This is a genomic window from Vibrio sp. D431a, assembly GCF_030248655.1.
In the GTDB taxonomy this organism is placed as follows: Bacteria; Pseudomonadota; Gammaproteobacteria; order Enterobacterales; family Vibrionaceae; genus Vibrio; species Vibrio alginolyticus.
This window is the reverse complement of record NZ_JAHGAP010000029.1, coordinates 190,165-208,222: the sequence shown is the minus strand read 5'-3', so window position 1 is coordinate 208,222 and position 18,058 is coordinate 190,165. Positions and strand designations below refer to the sequence as shown.

General features: G+C 44.2%; 9 protein-coding genes. 7 read left to right on the top strand and 2 right to left on the bottom strand.

Annotated features, from left to right (window positions below; genetic code table 11):
• The 4 genes from KJB35_RS23585 to KJB35_RS23570 all read left to right on the top strand — a co-directional run.
• On the top strand, nucleotides 1–1,498 hold a 1,498-nt coding region (locus tag KJB35_RS23585), incomplete at its 5' end, for a tandem large repeat (protein ID WP_285469853.1).
• A 767-nt stretch (nucleotides 1,499–2,265) separates the two neighbouring features.
• On the top strand, nucleotides 2,266–4,017 hold the full coding sequence (locus tag KJB35_RS23580; protein ID WP_285357977.1) for a hypothetical protein: 1,752 nt from the start codon (nucleotides 2,266–2,268) through the stop codon (nucleotides 4,015–4,017).
• Nucleotides 4,018–4,089: 72 nt separating this feature from the next.
• Nucleotides 4,090–5,217 carry a hypothetical protein gene (locus tag KJB35_RS23575; protein ID WP_054577785.1) on the top strand — a complete coding sequence of 376 codons (1,128 nt, stop codon included), beginning with the start codon at nucleotides 4,090–4,092 and terminating at the stop codon, nucleotides 5,215–5,217.
• Entirely contained in the window at nucleotides 5,214–9,959 is a 4,746-nt protein-coding gene (locus KJB35_RS23570; protein WP_268208506.1) for an OmpA family protein, read from the top strand. Before KJB35_RS23575 ends, KJB35_RS23570 begins: the two co-directional genes overlap by 4 nt.
• Before the next feature lie 80 nt (nucleotides 9,960–10,039).
• On the opposite strand, the gene KJB35_RS23565 is transcribed toward KJB35_RS23570, so the two are convergent.
• Nucleotides 10,040–11,671 carry a sigma-54-dependent Fis family transcriptional regulator gene (locus tag KJB35_RS23565; protein ID WP_262635215.1) on the bottom strand — a complete coding sequence of 544 codons (1,632 nt, stop codon included), beginning with the start codon at nucleotides 11,669–11,671 and terminating at the stop codon, nucleotides 10,040–10,042.
• Entirely contained in the window at nucleotides 11,658–14,336 is a 2,679-nt protein-coding gene (tssH, locus tag KJB35_RS23560; protein WP_285357981.1) for a type VI secretion system ATPase TssH, read from the bottom strand. The genes KJB35_RS23565 and tssH overlap by 14 nt, the downstream gene beginning before the upstream one ends.
• A gap of 456 nt (nucleotides 14,337–14,792) precedes the next feature.
• Here tssH and KJB35_RS23555 point away from each other — a divergent pair, with 456 nt between their 5' ends.
• The 3 genes from KJB35_RS23555 to KJB35_RS23545 all read left to right on the top strand — a co-directional run bounded on the left by KJB35_RS23555 (nucleotide 14,793) and on the right by KJB35_RS23545 (nucleotide 17,947).
• Entirely contained in the window at nucleotides 14,793–15,311 is a 519-nt protein-coding gene (locus KJB35_RS23555; protein WP_005373415.1) for an Hcp family type VI secretion system effector, read from the top strand.
• Between the two features lie 72 nt (nucleotides 15,312–15,383).
• Nucleotides 15,384–17,462: a type VI secretion system tip protein VgrG gene (tssI, locus tag KJB35_RS23550; RefSeq protein WP_005373412.1), complete on the top strand. Its 2,079-nt coding sequence runs from the start codon at nucleotides 15,384–15,386 to the stop codon at nucleotides 17,460–17,462.
• A 2-nt stretch (nucleotides 17,463–17,464) separates the two neighbouring features.
• The gene (locus tag KJB35_RS23545) at nucleotides 17,465–17,947 is read left to right on the top strand and encodes a hypothetical protein (protein ID WP_182015859.1); all 483 of its coding nucleotides are present in this window, start codon (nucleotides 17,465–17,467) and stop codon (nucleotides 17,945–17,947) included.
• Nucleotides 17,948–18,058 lie beyond the last annotated feature (111 nt).

Here is an 18,058-nt window from a genome sequence, read left to right as displayed (position 1 = left end):
AGTGGGTAGTGTGGATGAAGCGCATGCCGCCACGCTACAATTTGAAGGTACGTCGACACGTTTTGATGGTCAGTCCCTGCGTCTTGAAGTGAAAGCCCAAGGCGGCGCGACGGTATTGAAAAGCAGCAGCGCAACGGTACAAGCCGGTGGCACTTGGACCAGTGACACAATGGACATGAGTCACCAAACCAACGGCACTTATACCGTGATTGTGACAGGGACGAACTCAGCCGGCATTGAAGTGAGTGAAAGCCAGAGCTTTACACTGGCGCAGTCTCTGCCAACGCTGACTAACGTGACGTTTACGCCTGAGCACCAAGCCATCGGCCAAAGCGTGACGGTAACGCTAGAATTCGATAAAGATCTGCAGTCCGCAGCGGCGGAGTTAGGTGGTACAACGATCACTTCATTAATGGCAACCGCGGACCCAAGTGTTTGGACTGGTGATGTGGTGGTACCAAGCACGTCAGAGCTGAATGTGGCGTTGCTTGTTCGTGACTACCAAGACTTCTCAGGGAATACCGGTGGCCAGAACACGGCTTACTCCATGCCGATCACACCAACCTTAGCTATTACGCCAGTGGGTAATGTGGATGAAACGCATGCCGCCACGCTACAATTCGAAGGTACGTCAACACGTTTTGATGGTCAGTCCTTGCGTCTTGACGTGAAAGCCCAAGGCAGCGCGACGGTACTAAAAAGCGGCATTGCGACAGTACAAGCCGGTGGCACTTGGACCAGTGACGCGATTGATATGAGTCACCAAACCAATGGCACTTATACCGTGATGGTGACGGGGACGAACTCAGCGGGCATTGAAGTGAGTGAAAGCCAGAGCTTTACACTGGCGCAGTCTCTGCCAACGCTGACTAACGTGACGTTTACGCCTGAGCACCAAGCCATCGGCCAAAGCGTGACGGTGACGCTGGAATTCGATAAAGATCTGCAATCCGCCGCAGCGGAGTTAGGTGGCACGACGATCACCTCCTTAGTGGCAACCGCGGACCCAAGTGTTTGGACTGGTGATGTGGTGGTACCAAGCACGTCAGAGCTCAATGTGGCGTTGCTTGTTCGTGACTACCAAGACTTATCAGGAAATACCGGTAGTCAGAACACGGCTTACTCCATGCCAATTACACCGACAATACACCTAGACGTTATCAACGATGTTACTGGAGTGGAAAGCGTGACAGTAAGTGGTAGCAGTGAACGATTTGAAGATGGTGAGTTCATAGATATCAAAGCAGTCGACGCTGATGGTACAGAAGCCACAGGCATGGCAACCGTGCTTTCAGACTCATGGACAACTGATTTAGATCTTTCAGGACTGAAGGAGGGGGTAGTGACGATTTATGTAAATGGTACCAACAAGCTTTCCGCCTCTGCCGAAGAGGCTCAAGCAACATTTAACTATGATCGTTTCGCAAGTACAGCCTCCTTAGGTGCTGTTTACAACCGATATTTTAGTGATAACAAAACTTTAAAAAATGCGGCATAAATAAAGCGAGCGTTTAGCTCGCTTTATTTCTTTGGGACTTTTTGTGATATTTATCAAAATAATTGCCTTTATTGATAAGTTACTCGAATTAATGAATCGTCTTAATACAAGGCTGAATAACTATAATAACTAGGCCAATGTTGCTTTTAGGTGTGTATGACGTGATTGTGATGGTCGCTCGGCAGGAGCTGTGGTGAATGTGTCGCGTTGAAAATCTTTTTAAATATTATATATTTACGCTCGTTTCTATACTCTGAGTATAGTGTTCTGCATGAGGTCGATGGGTAATACCTCACCTCTTTAACTCGCGATGAAGCAAATTTAATCCTAGCAAGCTTCAGAGCAGTTACTTTTGTGAGTGCGTAATGCGCTCACCTTTTTATTTAAACTTCCTCAGTAACAGTCAATTTGTTGTTTGTTGCTGAGGAGGGCACCTCATAAACTTCTGAATTTCCTCGTGCTTACCTGAAGCACACGTTACTACGATTTTTGTTAACTTCAGTCCATAAATTAAATTTTTTTAGATAGTAAGATTTTACCATTTTGACAGAGTGGGTGATGTTACTGGCTTTTATTGTGGTCAAGTCGCATGTTTTAATAGTAAAAATCACCATTTTTTTGGTGTTTTTGATTTCGGGCGATTTTTCTATCTCGTTGAAAATAAATGGCTAAGTAAGTAGGATACGCAGACCAAATCGTACTTGTAAGCCTTATCAGCTTAATTGTCACCGCAGCCATATTTACGATGTTGGTTGTGGAGAATTCAAATGCATTTAGTTTGCAAATTTATACCTAGCTCGAAGCTATCCTCCAACGAGCTATCTTATGTTCTTACACCGGACGAGTGTATAGGACAGCTTTCGCGTTTGCGAAATTCAGATGACATCCTTAGAAACCTCCCTAAAGAATTGGCGCAAAAGATTTCCATCTCTGCCAAAAAAACGACCAGCGCATTACTAGCTGCTGTAAGAATCGAATTGGGAAAAGGCAATTGGGTGTCATTATCTACCGTTGCACGTCGGTCGCCATTGACGGACTCTCAGCTGCAAAGCTTCCCTAGACTTAAATCACTCGTTGACTCTGTACCTGCTTCGAATGAAAGCAAAGCTTTTAAAGCAGGATACAAGCAGGTTACCGACGATGTTGCTTTAGTTCGTAGTTACACGCATGTCCCCTCTGAGCCAAGCCCAGATCAAAAAATCGTTGTCGAGTTTGCAGGGCAGTGGTCTAGCAACGCGGCATGTTTGATGTTGGGAAAAACCGAAGCTCAAAAAGAAAAAGTGACTGTAGGCAAGGCTGATACAGAAAACAAACACCGCAGCCTCGCGATATTTAAAGATCTCGAAGCTGAGGGCAAAACGCTCTATATCAAAATCCCTTGCACTGACCAGCCTCAGCCAATTTTGCTTAAACTCGCCGAAGACCTGCAACCCGTTGATAAAGAAACTCAAATGGATGAGTGGGATAACGTGTTGGTGCCTGTGGTTCCGCTGCACTTCCCTGGTAGCGATAAATCAGATGAAGCTGCAGAAGTGTTTAAATCAGGCTACGTGTATGTTGTTTGGAACAATAAAATTTGGCGCGAAGTGGCAATTACGGAAAATGGTTACTTTTCAGATACGGACATTAATAGTGTTCGTGAAGGCTCTAGACCCAAAAGGCACGCCGATATCTATATGACCAATCCTGAAACAGGCGGTGTTTTCGCTTATGAGCCTTTCCAAATCGTGCAGAACGGCAAGGTGGTAAGTGAAGGCTCTTTGAATGGCTCTGGAGAGGCTCGAGTGTTCAACTTAGTTGAGGAAGAAGTTGAGATAGTCATGACAGGCTATGAACCACAAATCAAAGAAAAGATTGAAACAAATTTGAGCCCTATTAATGCTTCTAGCCCAGTGGAGCGGAGCGCGCAAGGTTACCCTCTCCCGCATATATGGCTTCCCTACAAGATTAAAGGTGAGCCTCAAGAAGTATATTTGGCTTATAACAGTAAACGATTGAGCGAGAGTGAACTATCTGAACTAGAAAGTGATCCCGGAACCAAGGCCATAAAAGTCACTGATCTTAACCATTATAGCAGTGAGAAAAGCTTTAAAATTGGAGACGGTTCTGTTCGTCTGCTCTCAGTATTACCAAGTGCTGCGACCTCAAAACCTGAAAAATACGCAATGTTACGAAGCCAGCTAAATAAAAATGTAGCGGTCGTGTATTTACTTAAATCTGTCGAGATAGTTTTCGAATATCCGGGCTATACGACGCTGGACGAGTCAGATGATTACTTTGAGTTAAGGCAAAGCGATGGTGATTGGTCGCAGCGAGTGTGCTTGCGCCAATGTATAAAAAAAGAGAATGGTTCTAGGTTGATTCGTTTTACTGGTTGGCCTGCAGAGGTTAAAGAAGTGGATCTTCTCCGTGGTTATCAGGGCAATAGTCATCACGGAAGAGATAATAAAACGGTCATTTTTGCTCAAACACCCATTGCGGATTTACTGGCTTATAAGAAAAAAGATCAGCCAAGTTAACAAAACAACTTATTCGGGTTGCGTTGTCACATTATTAAACGCGATCGAGAAAGATAACGAAGAGAATATAAGATGAACCTACGTCATACATTATGCCTGATTACCTTAGCGGTCTTATCTGGTTGTAATCAAGAATCAGCCAAGGAACCAGAACAACACGCGCCAAAACCTCAGACGGTTCAAGACCGAATCGCAGAAAAAAATGCTCAACAGTGGGAAGATGGTCGTGTTTATATTACAGAAAACAATTACGTTATTTATGACAAAGAGACGGGTAAACCTAAACACTTTATTTTTAAAGCTAAAGAATGGCCACGTGAAGATCTCACCAATGAAAGCTCTTATGATTTACCACGTGTAGTGTTTCGTTGGGATAACGCCCGAAATGAAGCGAAAGACCACTATGATCAAAGGGATAAAGTGTGGAGTATCAAAACGGATGGGACGGACTTGCGTCTGGTCGCAGATGAGTTTGTTGGCAAAGTTCGTCTAATGCGTGTCTCTCCAAATAATCGCTACTTGGCTTTGGCCTATTCGGCCTCAGAAGGGATGTTTAAAGTAATTAAAGATCTTAAGACGGGTGAGTATATTGAACTAGGTCGTTCACGTGGCTACCCAGAGTTTCTATGGGCAGAAGACAGCAGCTATCTTTACTACGTAGACAAGTTTAAAGACTGGAAGTACACCTTAGCGACAGGCGACAAACAGCAAGTAGACACAGAGTTTAATGAGTATTCCGTGATTCAAAAAGGAAAAAGATACGTACTAAACGACTTTGGCGTTGCAGTTTATGATGAGGCAAAAGACGAATTTCTCTTTAGCACGGGAATTAATCCTGATGAACAAAATCTGGGTGATTATAAGTTTAACAAACGTAGTATTAGTCCAGACGGTAAGTACGCTTGGGGTGAAAGTAGGAAGTTTCGTTATCTAATTGATATCGAGCAGGATTCATTTCAACAAGAAGAAATTGTACCGCGAGCGGTAGGTAAACTGCGCTATTTTGAAATTTTGAGTAAAGATGCGAATTATGCTCGGGATGGAGCGGCGCGGGCCATCCTCAGTAAACTAAAAGAAAATAAAGAATTTGGTTCTTATTTAAAATGGGAACAAATAGGGACGGGCCATAGTGCCAGTAACTCTTCTCTTTACAACGCCTTTGCCAACAATGGTGATTTTGTTAAAGGGGATGAACTGTGAGCACTCATGATACCAGTAACGCGATACCTTTGTGTGCAAATTACTATTTGTTTGGTGTTTATTATGAGGGGGAATTTAACTCTCAAACTAAAACAACTGAATTCCCATCTTGGCATTCAGAGGAAAGCTTGGTAAGAAAACAAATCGCTAATATTCGCCCTTTAGCGAAAGTGCCGATGCTTAACGTCACTGATAGCGATAGCCCTAAGCTTTGGGCTACCGACCATAAATTTAAGTTATGTTCACTGGGTAACGGAAAGCCCGATCAATATGGGGCTTTTGAGGTCCTGACACCAGAGCACACAATTCATGCGTTAGGTAGGGATCTACCCAAAGAGGGTGAGCAGACCTTCACTTTCCGCTTTCCGCCCTTGCCTTTAATAGCTTCACTTTCTGAGTTAAACCCCAAAGAGTTAGCTACAAAAGTTGCAGAGTTGAGTAGCCAGTTGGAAAACAGCGAAGCAAAACTCACCTTGACAGAGGTCAGCATTGAACAATTGGCTAAGCCTTACGAACCAGCTGCGAACGGGGGGCTCAGCGAAGAACAGGCAGAATATAATAAGTGGTATGAAGATGTAAGTGAATCGGGAGAGACACTAAAAGGCTTCGTTTTACCTGTTGTGGCGAGTTGCGCGGTGGTTTTTTCTGATCAAGGCTATGAAAGTGCGACGGTTACTTTGCAAAAGTTTGACTCAACCAAAGAAGGTGGGGAATACAAAACGATAGGCTCTTCAGTACAAGCGGCATTACCTGAAGATGAGCTTTCAGAAGAAAATGCTAAGCAATATCCATGCGCGATGTTTCACGTTGATCCTGCTGATTTTAAAGAAGGCTTATACAGTATCCGTGTCGAATTTATTCCAAGCCAGATGAAAAATGGTGTTCCACAGTTCATTAAAGACGCTCATATTCAGCAATTTTCTGAAGGCTTAGATACAGTCTATACTTACGAGCTACGTGAACAGATTACCTTTTCTTCAAGCACTCCGTTAGGGAAATTTGCCATTGTCAGTGGCGATATGATCTCCCTTGAGGAATCCTTGATTTATCAATACCCTCAGTACTTTGGAAATATGAAACATTACCTTCACGGTAATGTACAAGGTGTAACAGCCAATACGCCAGCTTCAAGGAGTATTGCGTTACTCAAGAATATCCGAGATGTGTCTGCTCAGCTAGGAGCAGGGCTGCTGAGCGGTAGCTTGCAAGACACTTTAGACCGTGATGGCCGCCAAGCGGTGTTTAATAACGTCTCGAAACTGTATTGGGATGCAGTTAAGTCCGAGATGCCGCCTGCGATGAAAGCGGCGGGCGAATTGTATTACGGTATTTACAGTACGAAAGAAGCGCTTGATAAGTTGCAGGAACTCCACACTCCAACTATCGCGGGTGTTGGTTGGAAGGCGCTATTTCACGATAAGGTTTTTAACACCAATGAAGCTCGGTCAAGCGCACTTGCACTTTCTTTAGAATCACGTCTGGGTAACCGACGTGTGGTTGCCGGGCGAGTTGCGGAAGCTTGGCTTTCTGGTGGTAAAACCGTTGGTTTTAATGGCTTCGGAACGGGATTGACAGCACTTAGTTTGTATAAAAAAGCTAAACAGCTGGTTAATCAAAATAAAAAGGTTGATAAAGCAGAGCAAGGAACAGAAGAAGTTACAAAAGACTACCTTGCTCAAATTCCAGTTTGGAAGACAGCTAACCATATCCAGGAAGAAAAACTAGAACAGGCTTTAAAAGATGCGCGTGATCAATCTGGCAATCAGATTGACGCCATTCTCGTAAATAGCTCTAGAGGCGCAGGAATAAAAATAGAATTTGCCTTTAACTCGCGTGAAAAAGAGTTAAAGGATCATGCACCTATATTTAAACAGCTTGCTGCTTCTCTTGCCAACGTTTTAGAGAATGAGCCAAACCTTAGAGTAGAGATAGAAGGGCATGCTTGCCAAGTCGGTACCGAGAAAGCAAATATGCAGGTCTCGGCAGAGCGCGCAGAATATGCGAAAAAGCTGCTCATGAAGGAGTTCCCTGTTTTTGAAGGTCGTGTTTCGGTAGCCGCTTTTGGTGAAAGTAAACCTGTCTATGTTCCCAAACAAGGTGAAAAAGTCGACCGCAACAACCCTAATCTAAGACAAAACCGTCGGGTTGTAATCCGTATTTACCTGCAATCCCTGAACATATTCTTTCACCCCAGTCGCTATGGCTCGCATGCAATGGAACGCTCTAGGCTTGCTCTAGAAGCTGAGATGGTTGCGCAAGATAAAGCAGAAGTCGCACTGCGAATGGCGATTTTTGACAGTGTCGTTGACGTCGCTTCCTATATTCCTGCTATAGCTCCTGCGGCAAGAGGGTTTATGCTTGCCATAGAGGGTTCAAAGACAGCAATATCTGCGGTGAAAGTGATTGATAGTTTAATGTTGGACTCCTTCCTAGAAGAGTTAAAGCAAAGCCATGAGGTTGTCAGTGAGCTTGAAAGGCTGGCAAAAATACATATCGAGTTACTTAACGATTTGCGACGCAGTAAGGTAGATGTAGGTATTGAATGTAGGTCTTATCAGGAACTCATTACTCACCTTGAGAGCGAAGAAGTTCGTAAGGAGGTGTTAAAACGCTACCAACTACGAGCGCTTGCTATTAATGGCTTAGTGTTATTACTCGCTGACCTAGGATCTCAAACCAAACGGAATTCTAATATCTCGTTTAGGTTTTTGGTTGAGCGTTACAAGGTGAAGGAATACATTGAGAACTACATTTTGAGCGATGATTGGTCTGTACATACGATCAAAGGAAACACCTTAGCGGCTAACTGGAAGAACCGTTGTGATAACGAGTACTACACCGAATTATCGACAAAGATGCCACAAGGTGCGCAGCATTGGCCTGCTCCAATAACAACTAATAGCAAAGTTTCTCATCTCTCTATAACCGAAAACAGGGATAGCTTTAAAGCGTCAGGTGCATTTAATCAAATCTTCCCGATACAAACCATGTTGTTTGAACACCCAAATGAAACGATGTTTGATAACTTTACCGAGTCATTTAACCCGCAGGGAAGTGAGTTAAAGAAAGATGAAATCGGTTATTGTCGAATACTTGTTCAGTCAGCTCGTTATACTGAAAGTGATGAACCAGAATGGATGTCATATGATAGTTGGATTCAGCAATCTAGCAACAGTCGCCTAGGTCCATACGATAAAGTGAAAGTGCAGTTGATACTTAAAAAAGAACACAAGTATGCGAAGCCAGTTACGATTGGCTACGATCGCGTTGACGGGCTCGAAAATATTAAAGGCCCAGCTTTCAGTGACTGGATGCTGCCAATGAAGGTTAGTGACTTCAAAACTGATCCTGATGGGCGAATAAGTGCTTTTTACAAGCAACAGGGGATTGATGACGGCGCTACGTTGATTGCTATTGAGCATATTCCCTCATTCCGCTTCGGTGATGTGATGATCGACGGTATGAAACCAATGACCTCTAAAGCAAAGCTAATGTTCTCTGATGCAATGTTCAGTATGGCAGTTTCCGGAGCAGCGATATCGGGTCAGCCAAGCGACTATTTTGCAGAAGCGGATTCCTTTAAGCGCTATGTGAAAGGCGGAGGCTTCCAAAATATGCGTTACTGCTTGGGAATTAGAACAAATCAAGGGCAACATAGTTTTTATTTACCACAAGAGTACAGTCTGGGGCAGAAGTTTGATGATGCTGAAGATGAGTTGCAAATTGGCGCTTTAAGTACAGAAACTAGACTGGTTTTGCTTGATACCTACTTGGGAGAGCAGCAACTGCGTCTACGTGAACAGGACCTTATGGTAGAGAGCTTTACCTTAATGGCAGGTGAGGGAGACAAAAATACCATCCCTATACTTCATGGCATTAAACAGCAATTGGTGGCTATAGACACCAAAGCGTCTGGTTTGAACTTTTTCAGTGAAAGAAAGTGGTACCAATCGGCTGATAATATCTGGCGTGATGGTTTCTCATGGGGAAACAAAAAGAAAGACGATCCTGCCAGTATTTATGTACTGATTTTGGGTGAAAGTCATGAAAAAGCACTTTATGAACGTTTGGGTATGCCGTGGGAAGCAGTGAATATGTGTATTCAACTGGCGCTCGACGGAAATGATGGCAAGCCAGTTAAAGGTCCTCTTTACTTCACCGATATGTATCATATTGGTGAGTTTGCCTATAAAAACGAAGAATGGATGTTTACTGAATCTATTTCAGAAAACCATCGAGAACAAGTTGATGCCATGAGTGAGTTTATAGGTGAAGCTGTAGGTAGTCTCACTAAAGAGAATGAACTATCTAAGATCAAAAACTATACGATGTACTGCATGAGGTTTAACTTGGAATATGTTGCACCAACGGGAGTTAGGTTAAAAGGCCTAAGACCGTTTGGTGGTGTAATTGGTGGTAAAGCGAACTTGGAGCTTTCGGTTGCTCATCTAAAACAAGTCGGATTAAATGGAGTTGATGACTATGATATTGGTCGTGATGCTGTAATTTCTATTCCTTCTTTAAATGCGGATAGTGCTTTGGCTGGTAATTTCTTTAGTGATATGCCTTGGTTAATTGAGAAAGAGTCGACAGAGGAAGGCGTAGACAAGTCTGCGGCTGAAACTTGGAAGCAGTATAACGAATCTCAACGCAAGAAATGGCTGAAAGATTGGATTGAGAAACAACCTGCGGTAACTCAAGCACCCAAGCCCTTGGAAAAGTCACTTGATAACCCTTCCTAGATGCAAAAAAAACCGCCTTCGGGCGGTTTTTCTTTTCTTATGACTTCATACTGAATTTAGAATTTTCTTTTTAAGCCCCATCAACCCGCTGCAGAAATGTCGTATTTCTTCATCTTATGGTTGAGAGTGCTCATTGGCAGCGCCAATCGCTCAGCGGCCTTCTTGGTGTGCCAATTACACGCATTTAAGCAATCGATGATCACTGTGCGCTCGTATTGGCTGACAACATCCTTAAGGCTCTTTGAAGCATCTTCTAAATCCGCTTGTGCTGGCTGCTCATAAGCAGGTTGTTCTGGAGTAGGTGAGGCTGCTTTCACTTCGACAGTTGGTACATCTTCTGGGGTTTGTTCACCAAACTCGATATGAGTGATGGTTTCAAAATCGGACAGTAGTACCGAGCGCTCGATGATGTTTTTAAGCTCACGCACGTTCCCTGGGTATTGGTAGGCAAGCAGCTGTTTACGTACATTGGCACTTAACCCTGGCGCTTGCGGCAAACCTAGCGTGTTGGTTGTGTGTTGCACGAAATGTTCAGCAAGGGGAATAATGTCCGACTTACGGGCTCTCAGGGGCGGCAATGTTATAGGGAAGACATTTAAGCGATAGAACAAGTCGGCACGGAATCCGCCATCTTTGATTTGCTGCATAAGATTACAGTGGGTTGCAGCGATAACGCGCACGTCCACTTCAATCTCTTTGCTAGTGCCGATTGGGCGAACTTTACGTTCCTGTAGCACACGCAGCAATTTTGCTTGCAGTAGCATTGGCATATCGCCAATTTCATCTAGGAAAAGCGTGCCGCCGTTGGCTGCTTCAAACAAACCGACTTTGTCTTTGTCTGCGCCCGTAAATGAACCTTTCTTATGCCCAAAGAGTTCTGACTCTAATAACTGCTCTGGGATTGCGGCACAGTTTTGTACGATCAAAGGTTGTTCTGAACGGTTAGAGTTTTCGTGAATGTATTTCGCGATCACTTCTTTACCGGCTCCCGTTTCACCACGCAATAGAACGTCGACAGGGAGAGATAACACCTTATCAAGACGATTCAAAACATTGAGCATTTCTTCGCTCTCTGCAATAGGACCCTGATAGGTTTTTTGGGTACGCTTTTTGAGTTGAGTGTTCTCACGCATTAGGGCGTGATTGTCTGCATTGAGATTTTTAATCACTTGCCCGTATTGCTCTAACCACACAGCTTGGCGAATATTACTCGCGGCCATACGACAAAACTCAGTCAATGCAGTTTCATTGTCGATAACACTTAAATCGAGTAAGACTAACAGCCCAATGGTTTTGCTTTCGCTATCAATCAAAGGCCAAGCCAGTAAGTTCTCGCTTTTTAATCCCAGTGTCTGCTCAGTTTGATAGATGCTTTCGCAGTCATAGCCGTTGTACTTATACAACTCGTTAATCAACACCACTTCACCATTACGAATGGCAAAGTTAAATGGATCGTTCTCACTGGCTGAGTCTAACTGTAATGCATCCCAAGGATGGGAAACGATAGTTTTATCGTTATGGTGAGCGGTACTTGGAATCAACGCCTGCCCAGTCTGGTCCAACACATAAATGATGCCGTGCTTTGCGAGGGTCATTTGTCTCGCAGCAGTCAACACAGCATCCAACGTTTGGGTAAGCTGGCTGCGATCAGCCAAAGACTGACTGATCGCAAGTAGGGCGTTACTAAGTTCGCTATGGCTAGCTGAACGCATAGGTTAGTGTTCCTTGCTCATCGACAGACACTTCGATTTGCGTATGTGAATCATCCTTGTCATGCACTAATAGCTGAGTCGATAGTTGCGGCAGCAACTGACGGTTGATGACCGCGTCGATGTTACGCGCGCCCGTTTCAGCAAGGCGACAGTTACCTAGTACGAACTCAACCAAGCTGTCTTCGTAGCTTAGCGACAACTTGTGATGGCTCTGTAGACGCTGAGAAACTTTGTTCAGCTTGTGGTGAATAATTTCTGTCATTGCTTCATCAGACAGCGGAACAAATGGTAGTACTGACATACGTGCCAACAGCGCTGGCTTGAAGTGTTGGTTCAAAGTAGGGCGAATAGCTTCTGCGATGATGTTCGCATCGATGTCTTTTGATTGATGAACCAAAGATTCAATCTCGTGTGTTGCAAGGTTACTGGTCATGATGATCAGCGTGTTCTTGAAGTCGATGGTTCGGCCTTCGCCGTCGTTCAGCGTGCCTTTGTCGAACACTTGGTAGAACAGGTTCAACACTTCAGGGTCGGCTTTTTCCACTTCATCAAGAAGAACAACAGAATATGGACGTTGACGAACCGCTTCTGTCAGCATGCCGCCTTCGCCGTAACCTACGTAACCCGGAGGTGAACCAATTAGGCGAGATACCGTGTGCTTCTCTTGGAACTCAGACATGTTAATGGTCGTCATAAAGCGCTCACCACCAAACATTTGATCAGCAATTGCACGAGCAGTTTCGGTTTTACCCACGCCACTTGGGCCAACCAGCAGGAATACGCCTGTTGGTGCGTCTGGGTTGCCTAAGCCTGCTTTTGCGGTTTGAATGCCTTCAGACAGTGCATCGATAGCGTATTCTTGGCCTTTGATGCTTTGTGTTAGGCTTTCTTTCAGTTTTAGCGTGGTTTCTGCTTCGTCTTGAAGCATCTTACCCATTGGAATACCAGTCCAGTCCGAGATCACATGGCTGACTTCATCTGGGCCCACTTCAAAGTGAACCAGTGGGTTGCCATTGCGGATTACATCTAGCTGTTCTTGGCAGGCCGAAATTGCAATGCGAACGGCTTCTTCATCCATTTCTGCATATGGAGAAACGTCTTGCTCTTGTTCTGAATCTTCGTCTGCAACAAGCTCTTCTTCATTTGTTTCGCCAAAGACCAGTTCATGTAAGCGAGAGCGTAGAGCAATCATCTCTTGGATCTGCTCTTTTTCTTTGTGCCATTGCGCTTCTTGTTCTGCTAGCTCTTCTTTCGTTGTTTCCATTGCCAGTTTTAGGTCTGGAATGTTAGCAAGGCTGTGCTTGTCGCCAGTTTGCTGCAGAGCATCACGCTCAAGAGCTTCTAGCTCGCGCTGTTGAGCTGCAAGTTCTTGCTGCAGAGTTTCAACAGAAGCAGGAATGGCATTAAGGCTGATGTTCACTCGCGCGCATGCTGTATCTAGAACATCAATGGCTTTATCTGGCAGTTGACGACCAGAGATGTAACGAGCAGAAAGTGCTGCCGCAGCAGTGATAGCATCGTCACGCACGTAAACGTTATGTGATTTTTCATAAGCAGGGCGCAGACCACGAATGATCAATGCTGCTTGTTCAGGAGATGGTTCGTCGAGTTTCACCAATTGGAAACGACGTGCAAGGGCAGGATCTTTCTCGAAGTACTTCTTGTATTCCGACCATGTTGTTGCGGCGATGGTTTTCACTTCACCACGTGCTAGGGCTGGTTTTAGCAAGTTTGCCGCGTCGCTGCCGCCCGCTTGGTTACCGCCGCCAACAAGGGTGTGTGCTTCATCGATGAAAAGAATGAGAGGGGTTGGCGAGTTTTTCACTTCATCCAATACTGCGTTTAGGCGTTTTTCGAATTCGCCTTTTACGCTTGCACCAGCTTGCAGAAGACCCATGTCCAGGCCGTAAAGCTCAACACCTTTGAGGTTGTCTGGTACGTCACCTTGTACAATCTTAAGTGCCAAACCTTCTACTACTGCGGTTTTACCAACGCCCGGTTCACCAACAGCAATAGGGTTGTTTTTACGGCGACGAGCAAGGATGTCCACGATTTGGCGGATTTCTTGGTCACGGCAGAAAACAGGATCGATTTCGCCTTTGCGTGCTTTACCAGTGAAGTCTGTCGTGAACTTGCTCAGTGCTGAGCCATCCTCACGAGCTTGTGTTTTCTCTGAAGTAGCAACTTGCGCCTCAATAGAGTGGCTTGTTAGCTCTGCAAAGTTACGCTTAAGGCTGTCAGGGTTTACCGCTTCAAGGATAGAGGCGTAACCATGTTGGCCGTAACGGAGAGGGTTGCTAACAAGAGTAAGGAGTAAGGCACCAGAGCGGATTTGTGTTTCGGATAGATCTAAAGAAGAAACCAGCCAGCTTTCTTGCAACCATTCGATTAATAAAGCAGAAAAAACAGGTTTGCTGCCATTTCCTTTGGCGTTGGTGTCGAGTGTGGATCGAACCGATTGTCTTAATAAGTTCTCAGAACAATCAAAATGACTTAATAAGACGTCAAAATCACTATTTGGCCTTTCTAATAGACTCAGTAAATAATGCTCAATTTGAACTTCGTTTGCTTTTTCAGAGACTGCAAGTGCAGCGGCGTCTTCTAATGCTACTTTTGCAATCGGGTGTAGACGCTGAATTAATGAAGAAAGGTTTATATTTATCATAGCCATTTTATTCTTTAGAGGAAAAGAGGTAGCGGCTATTATACTAAAAGTGATTGCGTTCTTTTTTTATCAAGATATTTTGACTATCGTTTGTTGGTTATTTTTAATGATTATTGTGACATTAATGTTTGTGGTTATTTTAATGGCGTTGTTATTCTAAATTAATTGATAGTAAAAGTGACGGATTTATTAGTTTTAATGACTTTATTTACACGGTTTTATATGGTTATTTTCACTTTTTAAAGTTAGAACAATTTATTATTATCTTAATCCAACTTTTTGGTTTTTTATCCAATAAATTGTACTCAAGATATTAGTGAATAATGTCTTAATTTATTTAAGTTGTTGTTTTTATTGTATTTTTAAAGTTGGCACGGACTTTGATTATACCAACTAGTCGCGGTGATAAGCGATTTGGTGATTTAAACAAAACAGATTTTAGAAAAGGAAATAGCGATGCCAACTCCAGCATATATGTCTATCCAAGGTGAGACTCAAGGCCATATTACTAAAGATACTTACTCTGCAGATTCAGTAGGTAACACATGGCAAGAAGCTCACGTTGATGAGTTCCTAGTACAAGAACTTGATCACGTGCTAACTGTTCCACGTGATCCACAAAGTGGTCAGCCAACTGGTCAACGTGTACACCGTCCACTTGTTGTAACTAAAGTTCAAGATCGCTCATCTCCACTATTATTCAACGCACTAGTATCTGGCGAAAAACTTCCTGAGTGTGTGATCCGCTTCTACCGCACTTCAGTTCAAGGTAAACAAGAGCACTACTACTCAATCAAATTGATTGATGCGCTACTTGTCGATATCCAAACTCGTATGAACCACTGTCAAGACGCAGCAACAGCTGACCGCGTGACAGAAGAAGTGCTTAAGTTCACTTACCGTGCGATCGAAGTAACTCACGAAAACTGTGGTACTGCGGGTAACGACGACTGGCGTGCTCCACGCGAAGCTTAATTGCTCGTCGCGTAAAGATTCAGGGCCAACGATTGTTGGCCCTAATTCGATTATTTGTATCAGGTAAAAGATATGGTGAATGACGTAGAATTTAAATTTGAAGTGCCTGGATGTGGGCATGAATTTCGGGTTGAGAGCTTTCATGTTCATGAAGAGTTATCTAAGCCTTTCCACATCAATCTCTCATTACTTTCACTTGATCCAGATATCTCGTTCGATGAGTTAATACGTAAAGCAGGAACATTGACACTTTACGGACAAGGTGTTGGGGCTGCGCGTGTGTTCAACGGCGTGGTGAATGAAGTTCGTTACTTAGGGACTGGACGTCGTTTTTCTCGTTATCAATTAGTCTTGGTTCCTCAAGCTTGGTTCTTATCTCAGCGCCAAGATTGTCGTATTTTCCAGCAAAAGTCAGCGCAAGACATCATCACAGAAGTACTCGATGATGGGGCAGTCACCGATTACCGATTTGAAGTGTCGGGTACTTATCCTCCAAAAGAATACGTTCTGCAATACCGTGAGTCTGACTTGCACTTCGTGCAGCGTATGATGGCTGAACACGGTATGTGGTATTACTTTGACCATAGCGATTCAAATCATACGATGGTCATTGTCGACAGTAATGACGCGATTGCACCTTTGATAAGCTCGCCACTAAATGCTTCTTACATTGGGCCGATTGTTTATCATGCCGATGGTGGCGGTGTTGCCGATCGCGAACATATCTCTGATCTCGAGTTAGTTAACCGCGTTAGAACGGGACAGGTTACGTACACAGATTACAACTACGAACACCCTAAAATTCCACAAGAGATGACACAGGCTGGCGAGCTAGACCAAGATCTCAAGCAGTTTGATTATCCTGGACGATACGTTGACCCGCTGATGGGGCAGGTGAGAACCACGGAGTGGATGTCGGAACACATAGTCGATAATCAACAAGTGGAAGCAACGAGTGACGTAATGCGCTTAGCATCTGGTTACAGCTTTAACGTCAGTGACCATCCGCGTTCTGAGATTAACCGCGATTACCTCATGTTGTCTGTAATGCACACAGGTCAAGATCCGCAAGTGCATGAAGATGAAGCGAGTGGTATGCCAACCACTTACTACAACCAGTTCTCATGTATTCCACGTGATGTGGTGTTTAAAGCGCCTAAACTAGCAGCACCAGTAGTGGATGGCCCTCAAACGGCGGTCGTTGTAGGACCAGAAGGTGAAGAGATTTACACCGACAAGCTTGGTCGAGTGAAAGTACAGTTCCATTGGGATCGCTACGGTGATAACAACGAGCATTCAAGCTGTTGGATTCGTGTAAGCCAATCCATGGCGGCGCCAACATGGGGCGCAGTTTATTTGCCGCGTATTGGCCATGAAGTCGTAGTGACTTTCCTTGAGGGGGACCCAGATCGTCCGTTAGTTACTGGCGCAGTTTACAACGGTTTGCATTTCCCACCGTACTCTTTGCCAGAAAACAAAACTCGTACCACGTTCCGCACGCAAACGCACAAAGGAACAGGTTACAACGAGTTGAGTTTTGAAGACGAAGCGAACCAAGAAGAAGTCTATATTCACGCTCAAAAAGACATGTCGACCAAGGTGCTCAACAACCGTTACCGTGATATCGGTCAAGATGAATTCTTGAAGGTTGCACGTCACCAAACGAATGAAGTTCATGGTGACCATAAAGAAACCATTCATGGACATAAAACGACACAAGTAAACAGTACGTTTACCGAGACAGTCGAGCAAGACGTTACCGTCACATACAACGCGAACGAAGCCCAGTATGTGAAAAACAATTCTGACTTAGAAATTGGTGATAACCGTACGACTAAGATCGGTAAAAATGATGACTTAGATATTGGCGAAAACAGTAACCTTACTATCGGTGCGTCTAAGAGTTCAGATATTGGTGCGGATGATAACCAGACGGTTGGTGGCAACTTAACGGTATCAGTGAAAGGGAACACCGCTTATAAAGCTGATGGTGCAACGCAAATTATCAGTGGCGACAAGATTGTATTGAAAACGGGTGGTTCCTCTTTAGTGATGAACAGTGATGGTTCAATAAAGTTATCAGGCTCGGCTATTACGATCGAAGGCAGTGACAAAGTCGTCGTGAAAGGTGGCAACGTAGTGGTTAACTAACAATGGAAAAACAACCTCTTACAACAGAAGTAATATCAGAGCAGCAAGCCGAATCAACGGCTTGCTTTTCGCGTTTTGGAAGAATAGTGGCTATCAATGAGTCTGCGGGCAGTGTGCGAGTTGATTTTGATGGTAACCCATTTAAGCAGCCACTCACTGCGAGACTAGGACGTGGCTTTCGTCGTTCTGAACTGCAAATGGCTATCGATAATCGATTAAGTTGTCGAGTTGAGTTTTTGAACGACGACTTAAGCTTGCCTCTTGTGACGGACATTTTCTTCTCCATTCTGGATGACTCTGACGAGTTTGTATTGCGAGCGAAGAAGATGGTTATCGAGACAGAACAAGAGTTGGTAGTCAAAAGTGGTGAGACAGAAACTCGCTATAGCGGGCGCGATGGACGAATTACCACTAAAGCGAAGTACGTCACTTCTCAAGCAGAAAAAGCACAAAAAATTCAAGGCGGAACGATCGCAATTAACTAATTACTTCGCGTTAGCTAATGGTTTTGTGTTAACAAGTCACGCCAAGTGAGCTAATTACTTCGAGTTAACTAATTGCAATCGCGTTATGGCACGCTAATAACGGATAACTAG